Annotated in this window: 11 protein-coding genes and 1 other annotated feature; of the genes, 10 read left to right on the top strand and 1 reads right to left on the bottom strand. The window is 48.5% G+C overall.

The genetic code is table 11. The features are described 5' to 3' along the window. The first annotated feature begins 38 nt into the window (after positions 1–38). The gene (gene gdhA / locus H7F26_RS21125) at positions 39–1,421 is read left to right on the top strand and encodes an NADP-specific glutamate dehydrogenase (RefSeq protein WP_003184106.1); all 1,383 of its coding nucleotides are present in this window, start codon (positions 39–41) and stop codon (positions 1,419–1,421) included. A 42-nt stretch (positions 1,422–1,463) separates the two neighbouring features. Here the strand turns inward: gdhA and H7F26_RS21120 are convergent, their stop codons facing one another. Next, positions 1,464–1,694: a hypothetical protein gene (locus tag H7F26_RS21120; RefSeq protein ID WP_225853000.1), complete on the bottom strand. Its 231-nt coding sequence runs from the start codon at positions 1,692–1,694 to the stop codon at positions 1,464–1,466. A gap of 453 nt (positions 1,695–2,147) precedes the next feature. Here H7F26_RS21120 and ilvE point away from each other — a divergent pair, with 453 nt between their 5' ends. The 9 genes from ilvE (at position 2,148) to ddcA (ending at position 12,662) form a co-directional block, all read left to right on the top strand. Beyond that, entirely contained in the window at positions 2,148–3,062 is a 915-nt protein-coding gene (gene ilvE / locus H7F26_RS21115; RefSeq protein WP_003184102.1) for a branched-chain-amino-acid transaminase, read from the top strand. A 4-nt stretch (positions 3,063–3,066) separates the two neighbouring features. Further along, positions 3,067–3,328: a binding site (T-box leader), on the top strand. Between the two features lie 158 nt (positions 3,329–3,486). Next, positions 3,487–5,211 (top strand): acetolactate synthase large subunit, encoded by a 1,725-nt coding sequence (ilvB, locus tag H7F26_RS21110; RefSeq protein WP_003184100.1) that lies wholly within the window; start codon positions 3,487–3,489, stop codon positions 5,209–5,211. Further along, complete coding sequence (gene ilvN / locus H7F26_RS21105) at positions 5,208–5,726, top strand: acetolactate synthase small subunit (RefSeq protein ID WP_003184097.1); 519 nt, start codon at positions 5,208–5,210, stop codon at positions 5,724–5,726. The genes ilvB and ilvN overlap by 4 nt, the downstream gene beginning before the upstream one ends. Before the next feature lie 23 nt (positions 5,727–5,749). Beyond that, the gene (gene ilvC, locus H7F26_RS21100) at positions 5,750–6,778 is read left to right on the top strand and encodes a ketol-acid reductoisomerase (protein ID WP_003184095.1); all 1,029 of its coding nucleotides are present in this window, start codon (positions 5,750–5,752) and stop codon (positions 6,776–6,778) included. Then, the gene (locus tag H7F26_RS21095; protein ID WP_003184093.1) at positions 6,765–8,321 is read left to right on the top strand and encodes a 2-isopropylmalate synthase; all 1,557 of its coding nucleotides are present in this window, start codon (positions 6,765–6,767) and stop codon (positions 8,319–8,321) included. Before ilvC ends, H7F26_RS21095 begins: the two co-directional genes overlap by 14 nt. Positions 8,322–8,348: 27 nt before the next feature. Beyond that, entirely contained in the window at positions 8,349–9,461 is a 1,113-nt protein-coding gene (leuB, locus tag H7F26_RS21090; RefSeq protein ID WP_003184091.1) for a 3-isopropylmalate dehydrogenase, read from the top strand. Between the two features lie 33 nt (positions 9,462–9,494). Beyond that, positions 9,495–10,913: a 3-isopropylmalate dehydratase large subunit gene (gene leuC, locus H7F26_RS21085; RefSeq protein WP_003184089.1), complete on the top strand. Its 1,419-nt coding sequence runs from the start codon at positions 9,495–9,497 to the stop codon at positions 10,911–10,913. 12 nt (positions 10,914–10,925) lie between these two features. Then, positions 10,926–11,525: a 3-isopropylmalate dehydratase small subunit gene (gene leuD / locus H7F26_RS21080; RefSeq protein ID WP_003184088.1), complete on the top strand. Its 600-nt coding sequence runs from the start codon at positions 10,926–10,928 to the stop codon at positions 11,523–11,525. Positions 11,526–11,654: 129 nt separating this feature from the next. Continuing rightward, the gene (ddcA, locus tag H7F26_RS21075) at positions 11,655–12,662 is read left to right on the top strand and encodes a DNA damage checkpoint antagonist DdcA (RefSeq protein ID WP_003184086.1); all 1,008 of its coding nucleotides are present in this window, start codon (positions 11,655–11,657) and stop codon (positions 12,660–12,662) included. Positions 12,663–12,765 lie beyond the last annotated feature (103 nt).

The raw sequence follows: 12,765 nt of genomic DNA, 5'->3' as shown, positions 1-12,765 counted from the left end.
TCGTTCTGCTTTTATTTTAGAAAGGGAGCTGAAAAAAGGTGCATACGCTAGAAAAAATGGAGCAAACAAATTTCCAGACGGCGAGAGATTATGTGACACAAGCATACGAGACAGTACAGAAGCGAAATTTTTACGAAAGCGAATTTCTTCAAGCTGTAAAGGAAATATTTGATTCCCTTGTCCCTGTATTGGCAAGGCATCCAAAGTATATCGAACACCGCATTCTTGAGAGGATCGCAGAGCCGGAACGGATGATCACCTTCAGGGTGCCGTGGGTCGATGATGAAGGCAATATCCGGGTTAACCGAGGGTTCCGGGTTCAATTTAACAGTGCAATCGGTCCGTATAAAGGCGGCATCCGCTTTCACCCTTCTGTGAACGCGAGCATTATTAAATTTTTGGGTTTTGAGCAGATTTTTAAAAATTCTTTGACCGGACTGCCGATCGGAGGCGGAAAAGGCGGGGCTGATTTTGATCCGAAGGGCAAATCGGACAGGGAGATTATGAGTTTTACGCAGAGCTTCATGAATGAACTGTACAGACATATCGGACCGGACACGGATATCCCTGCCGGCGATATTGGTGTCGGAGCAAGGGAAGTCGGGTTTATGTTCGGACAGTATAAAAAGATTCGGGGCCGCTATGATGCAGGCGTGTTAACAGGCAAAGGCCTTGAATACGGGGGCAGTTTAACGAGGAAAGAAGCGACAGGGTACGGTCTGGTTTATTTCGTGGAAGAAATGCTGAAGGATCAGGGGCTGCGCTTTGAAAACAGCACCGTTGTCGTCTCCGGTTCAGGGAATGTGGCGCTGTACGCGATGGAAAAAGCCGCTCAATTCGGTGCGAAAGTGGTGGCCTGCAGCGATTCTGACGGCTATGTCTATGACGAAAAAGGCATCTGTCTTGAGACGGTGAAGCGGCTCAAAGAAGACGGGAACGGAAGGATTCGCGAGTATGTCAGCGAGCATCCGGAAGCACACTATTTCGAGGGATGTACCGGCATTTGGTCTATTCCATGCGATATCGCGCTTCCGTGCGCGACCCAGAACGAAATTGACGAAGAGGCGGCCGAAGTGCTCATTTCAAATGGGGTCAAAGCTGTCGGAGAAGGAGCAAATATGCCGTCTGAAGAGGGCGCCGTCAAACGCTTTTTGGATGCGGGAGTTCTATTCGGACCGGCTAAGGCTGCAAATGCCGGCGGTGTAGCCGTTTCAGCGCTCGAAATGGCGCAGAACAGCGCACGGCTTCACTGGACGGCGGAAGAAACGGATGCGAAGCTCAGGGCGATCATGGCTGATATTTACAAGAGAAGCGTTGAAGCGGCTTCAGAATACGGACGGCCCGGAAATCTGCTCGACGGCTGCAATATAGCCGGATTTATCAAAGTGGCGGATGCGATGATCGCTCAGGGAGTCGTTTAACGGTAAAAAGAGAGAGCATGATGCCCTCTCTTTTTTTGTGCTTTATTCATTGTCTCTGAATCCACCGGTAAAGGCGTGTACAGCCGGAACGGAAATTCCCGGGTAGCCGATGCCGAATCCGAGCGTCGGAGTGGTGAACACCCCGCCGTACGGATAATAGGTATATGGCCCGTGTGCTGAAGGATTATAGACATAAGTAACCGGGTAGCCGAAGTATCCCGGGTATTGGCGCACGCGGGGAACAGAGTGCGCAGGAAATGTGCGGTACATCATATTCACCTGTTTCTTTTTGATTAACACCAGTTTATGTAAAAAATCGTAAAATGGAGTCTGTACATATATGTGGCAAAAAATCTAACCGGCGGGGATGAAATTATAAAAAATTGTCGGGATAAAATCTAACAAAACTGTATAAAACGCCAGTTTTTTTATGTAATCTTTATAGATTACATAAAAAATTTTAAATTGTTTTTCAATTTTACATTTCCTTTTATATCAATCATGTAAGCGTATACAAATAGATTGATTAATCAAAATTGTCTAATAATTTTAAAAAATACGGTTGACACTGTATGTAAAGGGGCGTAATATGAGTTCAAACAAAAGAACAAATCACTTGAAAACTTTTCATCTTTCCCGGGAATGACAGCGGGAAAACGGGTTCCCGCATCATGAATTTTTAATCGTTTAAAGCGTTCATTTACAACAGAAAGGTGTGCTTGAGGGATGGGGGACCAGAAAGACCAGTGGATCTTCCTAAACGACAAACTCGTTAAAAAAGAAGACGCTAAAATATCAGTCTATGATCACGGATTTTTATACGGGGACGGCGTGTTTGAAGGGATCAGGGTATACGACGGCAACATCTTCAGAATGCAAGAGCACATGGACCGCCTCTACGATTCTGCGAGATCGATCATGCTGGAGATTCCATATCCACAGGAAGAACTGACACAGCACGTACTCAAAACAGTCGAAAAAAACGGGCTGAAAGACGCTTACATCCGCTTGGTCGTTTCAAGAGGAGCAGGTGACCTCGGACTCGATCCAAACAATTGTTCAAACCCGAGTGTCATCATAATTGTCGAACCATTGGCAATATTCCCGAAACATTTATATGAAACGGGGATTGACATTGTTACGGTTCCGACAAGAAGGAACAGACCCGATGTGCTGAGCCCTAAAGTAAAATCGCTGAACTACTTAAACAATATTCTTGTCCGGATCGAGGCGCATATGGCGGGTGTGACGGAAGCGCTCATGCTCAATGATCAAGGCTATGTCGCCGAAGGGTCTGCGGATAACGTATTTATTTATAAAAACGGAAAGCTCTTGACGCCTCCGGGCTATATCGGAGCGCTTGAAGGAATCACCCGGAATGCCATCATCGAAATAGCGCGAGAGCTCGGCTATGAAGTGAAAGAAGAGCCGTTTACCCGCCATGACGTATACACAGCCGAGGAAGTGTTTTTAACCGGAACGGCTGCAGAAGTCATCGCGGTCGTAAAAGTTGACGGCCGCAAGATCGGGGACGGCAAACCGGGAGTCCACACAAACCGGATGCTTGAAAAGTTCCGCGAGCGCGTCGTCCGTGAAGGGTTAAAAGTCAGCCTCAAAGATCAAAGCTTAAGTGTCAGCTGAATAAAGATAAACGTTGAAGAGGATAAGTAGCAGCGGAAACGCCGCCTGCAGAGAGCCGGGATTGCTGGGAACCGGTGACGGCCTCCGCTTGTGAACTCCCCTCTGAGTGTCAGTCTGAACGATTTCCATGTTTAGTAGGGCTGGCCGGGTGAACATTACGAAGGTTCACTCGTTATTAAACCGGATAAGCGATTATCCATAAGGCGGCTTTCAAAAGCCGCGAACAAGGGTGGTACCGCGGAAAGAAAAGCCTTTTCGCCCCTTTGGCCTGCAAGGTGTGCAGCGTCAACAGTGGGCGGGAAGGCTTTTTTTAGCTGCAAAAGCAGATTGGATACATGCTTTGCGGCACATATATATTGATTATTTTTTGAAAAACAATTGTGAATGAACAGTGATGATGATCACTTGATAAGGAGGAAGAAAAATGGGGACGAATGTACAGTTGGATGCTGAAAATGCCCAATGTACACAAACAATGGCAGGGGCGTCAATGCTGATCGAGGCTTTAAAACAGGAAAATGTTGAAGTGATCTACGGGTATCCGGGCGGTGCGGTCCTGCCGATTTATGACAAACTCTACGGATCGGGAATGTTTCATGTGCTGACGCGCCATGAACAAGGCGCCATCCACGCAGCCGAAGGATATGCAAGGATTTCCGGGAAACCGGGTGTCGTCATCGCTACATCCGGACCGGGAGCGACCAACCTTGTAACGGGTCTGGCCGACGCGATGATCGATTCATTGCCTCTCGTCGTATTCACCGGTCAGGTTGCGACATCGGTTATCGGATCTGACGCATTCCAAGAAGCGGACGTCATCGGAATTACGATGCCGATTACAAAGCACAGCTACCAGGTACGCAATGCCGAAGATTTGCCGAGAATTATTAAAGAAGCATTCCATATCGCAACAACAGGAAGACCGGGCCCCGTTTTAATCGATATTCCTAAAGACATCGCCGTTGTAGAAGGAGAATTCCGCTATGACCACGACATTCACCTTCCGGGCTATCAGCCGACGAAGGAACCGAATTATCTGCAGATCAGAAAGCTTGTGGAAGCGGTCAGTGCAGCGAAAAAGCCGGTTATTTTAGCGGGTGCGGGCGTCTTGCACGGGAAAGCGTCAGAAGAATTAAAAAATTATGTCGAACAGCAGCAGATTCCGGTGGCACATACGCTGTTAGGCTTGGGAGGATTTCCGGCCGATCATCCGCTTTTCCTCGGGATGGCCGGAATGCACGGAACGTATGCGGCCAACATGGCTCTGTATGAAAGCGATCTGTTAATCAGCATCGGTGCCAGGTTTGATGACCGGGTCACAGGGAACTTGAAGCATTTTGCAAAATATGCGAAAGTCGCTCACATTGACATCGATCCGGCTGAAATCGGCAAAAACGTTCATACGCACATTCCGGTTGTCGGCGACAGCAAGCTTGTACTGACGGAGCTGATCAAGCAAAACGGCAAGCCGAGCGCTTCTGATGAGTGGAAAAAGCAGCTTGCGGCATGGAAAACCGAATATCCGCTCTGGTATGAAGAAAATGAAACAGAAGGATTCAAACCGCAGAAGCTGATCGAATATATCCACCGCTATACAAAGGGCGAAGCTATTGTAACAACAGACGTCGGACAGCATCAAATGTGGGCCGCGCAATTTTATCAGTTCCAAAAAGCCGACAGATGGGTCACTTCCGGCGGGCTCGGCACAATGGGCTTCGGACTTCCGGCGGCAATCGGAGCACAGCTTGCGGATAAGGATGCGACGGTTGTATCGATACTCGGCGACGGAGGATTCCAGATGACGCTGCAGGAGCTGTCTGTTATTCACGATCTGAACCTTCCGATCAAGGTCGTGGTCTTAAACAACCGCTGCCTCGGAATGGTCCGGCAATGGCAGGAAATCTTTTACGATGAGCGCTATTCGCACTCCAAGTTCACATCACAGCCTGATTTCATCAAGCTGTCTGAAGCTTACGGCATCAAAGGCGTCCGAATCACATCCGAAGAAGAAGCGGAAGAAAAGCTGGAAGCGGCGCTAACGTCGAATGAACCGATGGTCATTGATGTTCAAGTTGCACAAGCTGAAAAAGTATTTCCAATGGTTGCGCCTGGAAAAGGGCTGCACGAAATGGTGGGGGTGAAACCTTGAAAAGAATCATCACGCTGACGGTTTTGAACCAAAGCGGCGTCTTAAACAGAATCACAGGGTTGTTTACAAAACGGCATTACAACATTGAAAGCATTACGGTCGGCCACACCGAAACCGCGGGAATTTCCAGAATCACGTTTGTCGTTCATGTGGCAGATGAAAAAGAAACGGAACAGCTGACAAAACAATTAAACAAGCAGATTGATGTACTGAAAGTCACGGACATTACGAATCAATCGATCGTCCAAAGAGAGCTGGCGTTAATCAGGGTGGTTTCCCCTCCGTCGAGCAGGACGGAAATAAACGGCGTCATCGAACCGTTTCGGGCGTCTGTCGTCGATGTCGCAAAAGACAGCGTCGTGATTCAAGTGACAGGGGAATCGAGCAAGATCGAAGCCCTGATCGAACTATTGAAACCATACGGGATTAAAGAGGTAGCCAGAACAGGCACCACGGCCTTTGCGAGGGGAACTCAGCAAAAGCCGGCCTCTATTAAAACAATATCTATTGTATAAATCATAAAAAGGGAGAGATTGAAATGGTAAAAGTATATTATAACGGTGATATCAAAGAAAACGTATTAGCAGGCAAAAAAGTAGCGGTGATCGGATACGGCTCACAAGGCCATGCGCACGCACTGAACCTGAAAGAAAGCGGAGTGGACGTCATTGTCGGCGTCAGAAAAGGGAAATCCTTTGCAAAAGCAGAGGAAGACGGCCATCAAGTTTTCACGGTAAGAGAAGCGGCAGAACAGGCCGACATCGTCATGGTGCTTCTTCCGGATGAACAGCAGCAAAAAGTGTATGAAGCGGAAATTAAAGACGGACTTCAAGCTGGCAATTCACTTGTATTCGCCCACGGATTCAACGTTCATTTCCATCAGATCGTGCCTCCGGCGGATGTTGACGTATTCCTTGTCGCTCCTAAAGGACCGGGACATCTTGTCAGAAGAACGTTTGAACAAGGTGCGGGGGTTCCGGCGCTGTTTGCGATCTATCAGGATGTGACAGGGGAAGCGAAAGACAAAGCCCTTGCTTATGCTAAAGCGATCGGCGGCGCAAGAGCCGGTGTTCTTGAAACAACATTTAAAGAAGAAACTGAAACCGATCTTTTCGGAGAACAGGCGGTGCTGTGCGGAGGATTGACTTCCCTTGTCAAAGCCGGGTTCGAAACGCTGACAGAAGCGGGCTATCAGCCTGAACTCGCATACTTCGAGTGTCTGCACGAGCTGAAGCTCATCGTCGACTTGATGTATGAAGAAGGTTTGGCAGGGATGAGATATTCGATTTCCGACACAGCGCAGTGGGGAGACTTCGTATCAGGTCCGCGCGTTGTCGATGAGAAGGTAAAAGAATCAATGAAAGAAGTATTGAAAGACATCCAAAACGGTACATTCGCAAAAGAGTGGATCGTCGAAAACCAAGTCAACCGTCCGCGTTTCAACGCCATCAATGCAAGCGAAAACGAACACCAAATCGAAGTGGTCGGCAGAAAGCTTCGCGAAATGATGCCGTTTGTCAAGCAGGGCAAGAAAAAGGAAGCGGTGGTAGCCGGTGCGAAAAATTAACTTTTTTGATACGACACTCCGTGACGGTGAACAGTCGCCGGGCGTTAATTTAAACACGCAGGAGAAGCTGGCGATCGCCCAGCAGCTTGAAAAACTCGGGGTCAACATTATGGAAGCGGGCTTTCCCGCTTCATCCCCCGGGGATTTCAATGCAGTAAAAGAAATCGCAAGGACGATTAAAAACTGTTCGGTAACAGGGCTTGCCCGCTCTGTCAAAGGAGATATCGACTCGGCGTGGGAAGCGCTCAAAGACGGAGCTGAACCAAGGCTTCACATTTTTATCGCCACTTCTGACATCCACTTAAAATATAAGCTGAAAAAAACGCGCGAACAGGTTCTGGAACAGGCGGTCGCAATGGTGAAATACGCCAAAGAACGCTTCCCGATCGTCCAGTGGTCTGCCGAAGATGCGTGCCGGACTGATCTTCCGTTTTTAGCCGAGATTGTAAGCGAAGTGATCGCCGCGGGAGCGGATGTCGTCAATCTGCCGGATACGGTCGGTTATTTAGCGCCTGCCGAGTATGGAAATATCTTCCGCTATATTAAAGAAAATGCCCGCAATGCCGACAAAGTCCAGCTTTCAGCCCATTGCCACGATGACTTGGGCATGGCTGTCGCCAACTCTTTGGCTGCGATTGAAAACGGAGCGGATCAAGTCGAATCGGTCATCAACGGCATAGGCGAAAGAGCGGGGAACGCCTCGCTTGAAGAAATCGCCGTCGCCCTCCATATCCGAAAAGATTTCTACCAGGCGGAATCAACGATTCAGCTGAATGAGATTAAACGGACAAGTGATTTAGTGAGCAAGCTGACCGGCATGGCCGTGCCGCGGAACAAAGCGGTTGTCGGCGATAATGCCTTTGCCCACGAATCAGGCATTCACCAGGACGGCTTCTTAAAAGAAAAAACAACATATGAAATTATTTCTCCGGAACTTGTCGGCGTGAAAACGGATGCGCTTGTGCTCGGAAAGCATTCAGGGCGCCACGCATTTAAAGATAAGCTGCAAAACCTCGGATTCCAGCTTGGAGAAGAAGAAATCAATAAATTCTTCAACATTTTTAAAGAGCTTACCGGAAAGAAAAAGGAATTTACGGATGAAGATCTCATCTCGCTGATACTCGAAGAGAAAACGGCAGACCGCAAAATCGGCTATGATTTTATTTCACTGCAGGTTCATTACGGCACCTCCCAGGTTCCGACAGCAACAGTCTCCCTTAAAGATCAGGAAACGGATCAGGTCATCCAGGAAGCGGCGACCGGAGCGGGAAGCGTTGAAGCGGTGTACAACACGCTGAAGCGCTGTATGGATAAAGAAGTCCAGCTCCTTGATTACCGGATTCAATCCAACCGCAAGGGACAGGATGCATTCGCGCAAGTATACGTCAGGGTGATGATCGATGGAAAAGAATCGGGAGGACGCGGGGTTGCCCAGGATGTTCTCGAAGCATCTGCCAAAGCCTACTTGAATGCTGTGAACCGCTATCTCGTATTGAAGACGAATACGGAAGGATTGTCAAAACAGGCGGCTGTAGGATCATAACAGTAAGAAGGAAGGAGTTTGTTGAATTTGAAAAAACGAATCGCACTTTTGCCCGGTGACGGAATTGGTCCCGAAGTATTGGACGCGGCTGTTGATGTGCTGAAAAGCGTTGCTGAACATTATCAGCATGAATTCGAATTTGAATACGGCCTGATCGGCGGGGCGGCAATTGATGAGGCAGGAGCGCCGCTTCCTGAGGAAACTGTCGCCGCCTGCAAAGCTGCGGACGCCATTTTGCTCGGAGCTGTAGGCGGGCCGAAATGGGATCAAAATCCTTCTGAGCTGCGGCCTGAAAAAGGGCTGCTCGCCATCCGCAAGCAGCTCGATCTTTTTGCCAATCTGCGGCCTGTTAAAGTATTTGAAAGCCTTGCGGGAGCTTCTCCGTTAAAAACCGAATATATCGAAGGTGTTGACTTTGTCATCGTTCGCGAGCTGACGGGCGGCTTGTATTTTGGAAAGCCGAGCGAGCAGTACGTCAATCAGAACGGCGAGGAAGAAGCGGTTGACACGCTGTTTTATAAAAAGTCGGAAATGGAAAGGGTCATCAGGGAAGCCTTCCAAATGGCGCAGAGTCGAAAAGGCAAAGTGACCTCCGTTGATAAAGCCAACGTTCTTGAGTCAAGCAAACTATGGCGCAAGACGGCGGAAGAAGTGGCGAAAGAGTTTCCTGACGTCAAGCTTGAGCACATGCTCGTCGACAATGCAGCCATGCAGCTCATCTATGCGCCTGGACAGTTTGATATTATCGTGACAGAAAACATGTTCGGCGATATTTTAAGCGATGAAGCATCGATGCTGACCGGATCGCTCGGCATGCTGCCGTCGGCCAGCTTATCAAGCTCTGGACTTCATTTATACGAACCTGTGCACGGCTCGGCTCCTGATATCGCGGGACAGAACATTGCCAATCCGCTTGCGGCGATCTTGTCCGCGGCTATGATGCTCAGGACGTCATTCGGTCTTGAAGCTGAAGCGCAAGCTGTTGAACATGCAGTCGATCAAGTTCTCCGGGCAGGAAAACGGACGAAGGACCTGGCAAAAGGCTCGGAACATTGCACAACTCAATCGATTACAGGGGAAGTAAAAGCCGCGCTGGCAGACGACAATGCCATTTCAAACATCATGACCGCTTACGTTTAAGGAAAATGGATATTGGTAGAGGGAGGAAGAAAGATGATGCCTCGAACGATCATCGAAAAAATTTGGGATCAACACGTGATTAAAAAAGGTGAAGGGAAGCCTGACCTTCTCTATATCGATCTGCATCTGATACATGAGGTAACGTCGCCTCAGGCCTTTGAAGGCCTGAGGCAAAAGAACAGAAAAGTCAGACGGCCTCAAAATACGTTTGCCACGATGGACCACAACATTCCGACTGTCAATCGGTTTGAGATTAAAGATGATGTCGCTAAACGGCAGGTCAGTGCGCTCGAACGGAATTGCGAAGAATTCGGCATCCGCCTTGCAGACTTGTCAAGCGTAGACCAGGGGATCGTCCATGTCATCGGGCCTGAACTGGGATTGACGCTCCCGGGCAAAACGATCGTTTGCGGAGACAGCCATACATCCACACACGGAGCGTTTGGCGCGCTCGCTTTCGGAATCGGAACGAGCGAAGTCGAACACGTCTTGTCAACGCAGACGCTTTGGCAGCAAAAACCGAAGACGCTGGAAATCCGCGTTGACGGCAAACTGCAAAAAGGAGTGACGGCTAAAGACGTCATTCTGGCGATCATCGGAAAATACGGGGTTAAATTCGGTGCGGGCTATGTCATTGAATATACCGGCGAAGTGTTCCGAGACATGTCGATGGACGAACGGATGACGGTTTGCAACATGTCAATCGAAGCTGGGGCAAGAGCTGGATTGATTGCACCGGATGAGACGACGTTTGAATATGTCAAAACAAAAAAATATGCGCCAAAAGGCGAGGATTTTGAGAAAGCTGTAGAAGAATGGAAGAACCTGAAAACCGATCCGGGGGCGGTCTACGACCGGACGATCGTGATGGACGGAAGCGCCATTTCTCCGATGGTGACGTGGGGCATCAACCCTGGCATGGTGCTGCCGGTTGATGAAACGATTCCGGGGCCTGAGGCTTTCTTGCAGGAAGACGATAAAAAAGAAGCGCAGCGCGCATATGAATATATGGGTCTTGAACCATATAAAAAAATCGAGGACATTACAATTGAGCATGTCTTTATCGGTTCATGCACCAACTCGCGTATGACAGATCTTCGCCAGGCGGCCGAAATGATTAAAGGTCAAAAAGTCGCCGACGGCGTCAGAGCGATCGTCGTACCCGGCTCGCAAAGCGTCAAAATCCAAGCGGAAAAAGAAGGGCTTCACAAGATTTTCATCGAAGCGGGCTTTGAATGGAGAGAATCGGGATGCAGCATGTGTTTGAGCATGAACAATGATGTTGTCCCTGAAGGAGAGCGCTGCGCTTCGACTTCCAACCGCAATTTTGAAGGCAGGCAGGGCAAAGGAGCCAGAACGCATCTCGTCAGCCCGGCGATGGCTGCGATGGCCGCGATTCACGGCCGCTTTGTCGATGTCAGAAAATATTACCAAGAGACAACAGCTGTATAGAGGAGTGACAAGATGGAGCCATTAAAGACCCATAACGGAATAGCGGCGGTGCTAAACAGAATCAACGTAGACACGGACCAGATCATTCCGAAGCAATTTTTAAAAAGGATCGAAAGAACGGGATACGGCCGTTTTGCTTTCTTTGACTGGCGCTATCTGGATAACGGCGATCCCAATCCTGATTTTGAACTGAACCGGCCGGAATACAAAGGCGCTTCGATTTTAATCGCCGGCGAAAACTTCGGCTGCGGCTCTTCAAGGGAACACGCGCCATGGGCGCTTGACGACTACGGATTTAAAATCATTATCGCGCCGTCTTTTGCCGATATCTTTCACCAAAACTGTTTTAAAAACGGCATGCTGCCGATCCGCCTTCCTTATGAGGCGTGGAAAGAGCTTGCTGAACAGTATGAGTATCAATCTTTGACGATGACGGTCGATCTCGAAAAACAGACGATAACAGATCATGCCGGGCGGCAGATTGCCTTTGAGGTCGATCCGCATTGGAAAGAGATGCTGCTGAACGGTTACGACGAAATTTCTTTAACATTGCTCCTTGAAGAAGAAATCGAACAATTTGAGAAACAGAGAAGTTCTTGGCTGCAAGCATAAAAAAGCTGTCCGATGTAGATCGGAGGCTTTTTTTGCTGGCGGCAGCATACTGCCGCCGGTTCTTTCTTGTGTTTAGCGGGCCGGGTTGATACACTTGTTAAAAAATAAGTGCCTGAAAGGAACTTAGAAATGAAGCATGACAAGAAGAACTCGAAGATCATACCGTTCCCGAACGTAAAGGAGCGTTTAGTGCACAAAGGGATGGGTGCGCTCAAAGAAAAGAATTACCATGAAGCGCTCAGGCTGTTTTCTGAAGCGAAGCGCTATGATGATGAGGAATCTGATATTTATCTGGGAATGGCCATCTGCCTGCTTGAAATCGGCGAGCTTGAAGAAGCGAAAGGCATCTGCGAAAAAATGCTGAAGGAAGGCCACGGCCACTATTTTACCGTTTTGCAAGTCTATATGACGATTTTAATCCAGCTCAGACAATACGAAAAAGTTAAAGAAACGATCGAAGCTGTACTCGAAGAAAACAAGCTTCCTCCTGAAAGCGCGGAACAGTTTTATAAACTGCTTGATTTCAGCCGCAAGATGACGGAAGACCCGGGGCCTGAGGACATCACCGAAGACCTTCCCGAGACGGAGGAGGTTGATCAGGAAAGGCTTTTGAATGACACGGAAGAGCAGGTTAAGCTTCTTCACGGGCTGAAGGACCGCAATCTGACAAGCTATATCGGCTTGTTGAAAACGATTCTGCAAAATCCGAGCGCACATCCTGTCGTAAAAACGATGATTCTTCAGCTTTTAGCCGAGTCAGACCATGAAAAGCCGACGCTTGTCGCAAAATTTGGCGATTCGATGACAATTAATCCGACAGAGACGGTCAAGCCTGATGACATGCCGATATTAAAGCATGTTCTGAGCGTGCTCGATGATACGCTGGGGAATGAAAATCCCACGCTGTACCAGGCGGTCGAAGAGCTGTGGAGAAGGCATATTTACGTCCTCTATCCGTTTCAGCCGAAATACTCAAACCGCGAGCTCTGGGCTGCTGCACTGCATAAAGTCGGATATGAGATGCACGGGATCGACATCGATAAAGAGGAGCTTCATATTCTCTATGAATTCAATGACAGACAGCTTGACGAAGCCTGCGCGCTGATCAAAGACATAGAAGAAATTTCTTATTTGTAAATGTTGAAAGCAGCAGGCATTGTGTTATAATATAGTGGTTGCATTTGTGAAAAACGGAAGTTGATCCGTTTGCCGCTAAAGATTCATTATTTATCTTTGTATA

The sequence above is a fragment of the Bacillus sp. PAMC28748 genome (genome assembly GCF_014250415.1).
Lineage (GTDB): Bacteria > Bacillota > Bacilli > Bacillales > Bacillaceae > Bacillus > Bacillus licheniformis.
The sequence above is the reverse complement of the archived record's forward strand: the minus strand, read 5'-3'. Positions and strand labels throughout refer to the sequence as shown.

What these genes read in the sequence shown, in the direction of transcription:
- H7F26_RS21120 (WP_225853000.1), bottom strand. Translation starts at nt 1,694, where the DNA reads ATGATGTACCGCACATTTCCTGCGCACTCTGTTCCCCGCGTGCGCCAA.
- ilvE (WP_003184102.1), top strand. Translation starts at nt 2,148, where the DNA reads ATGGGGGACCAGAAAGACCAGTGGATCTTCCTAAACGACAAACTCGTT.
- ilvB (WP_003184100.1), top strand. Translation starts at nt 3,487, where the DNA reads ATGGGGACGAATGTACAGTTGGATGCTGAAAATGCCCAATGTACACAA.
- ilvC (WP_003184095.1), top strand. Translation starts at nt 5,750, where the DNA reads ATGGTAAAAGTATATTATAACGGTGATATCAAAGAAAACGTATTAGCA.
- leuC (WP_003184089.1), top strand. Translation starts at nt 9,495, where the DNA reads ATGATGCCTCGAACGATCATCGAAAAAATTTGGGATCAACACGTGATT.
- leuD (WP_003184088.1), top strand. Translation starts at nt 10,926, where the DNA reads ATGGAGCCATTAAAGACCCATAACGGAATAGCGGCGGTGCTAAACAGA.
- ddcA (WP_003184086.1), top strand. Translation starts at nt 11,655, where the DNA reads ATGAAGCATGACAAGAAGAACTCGAAGATCATACCGTTCCCGAACGTA.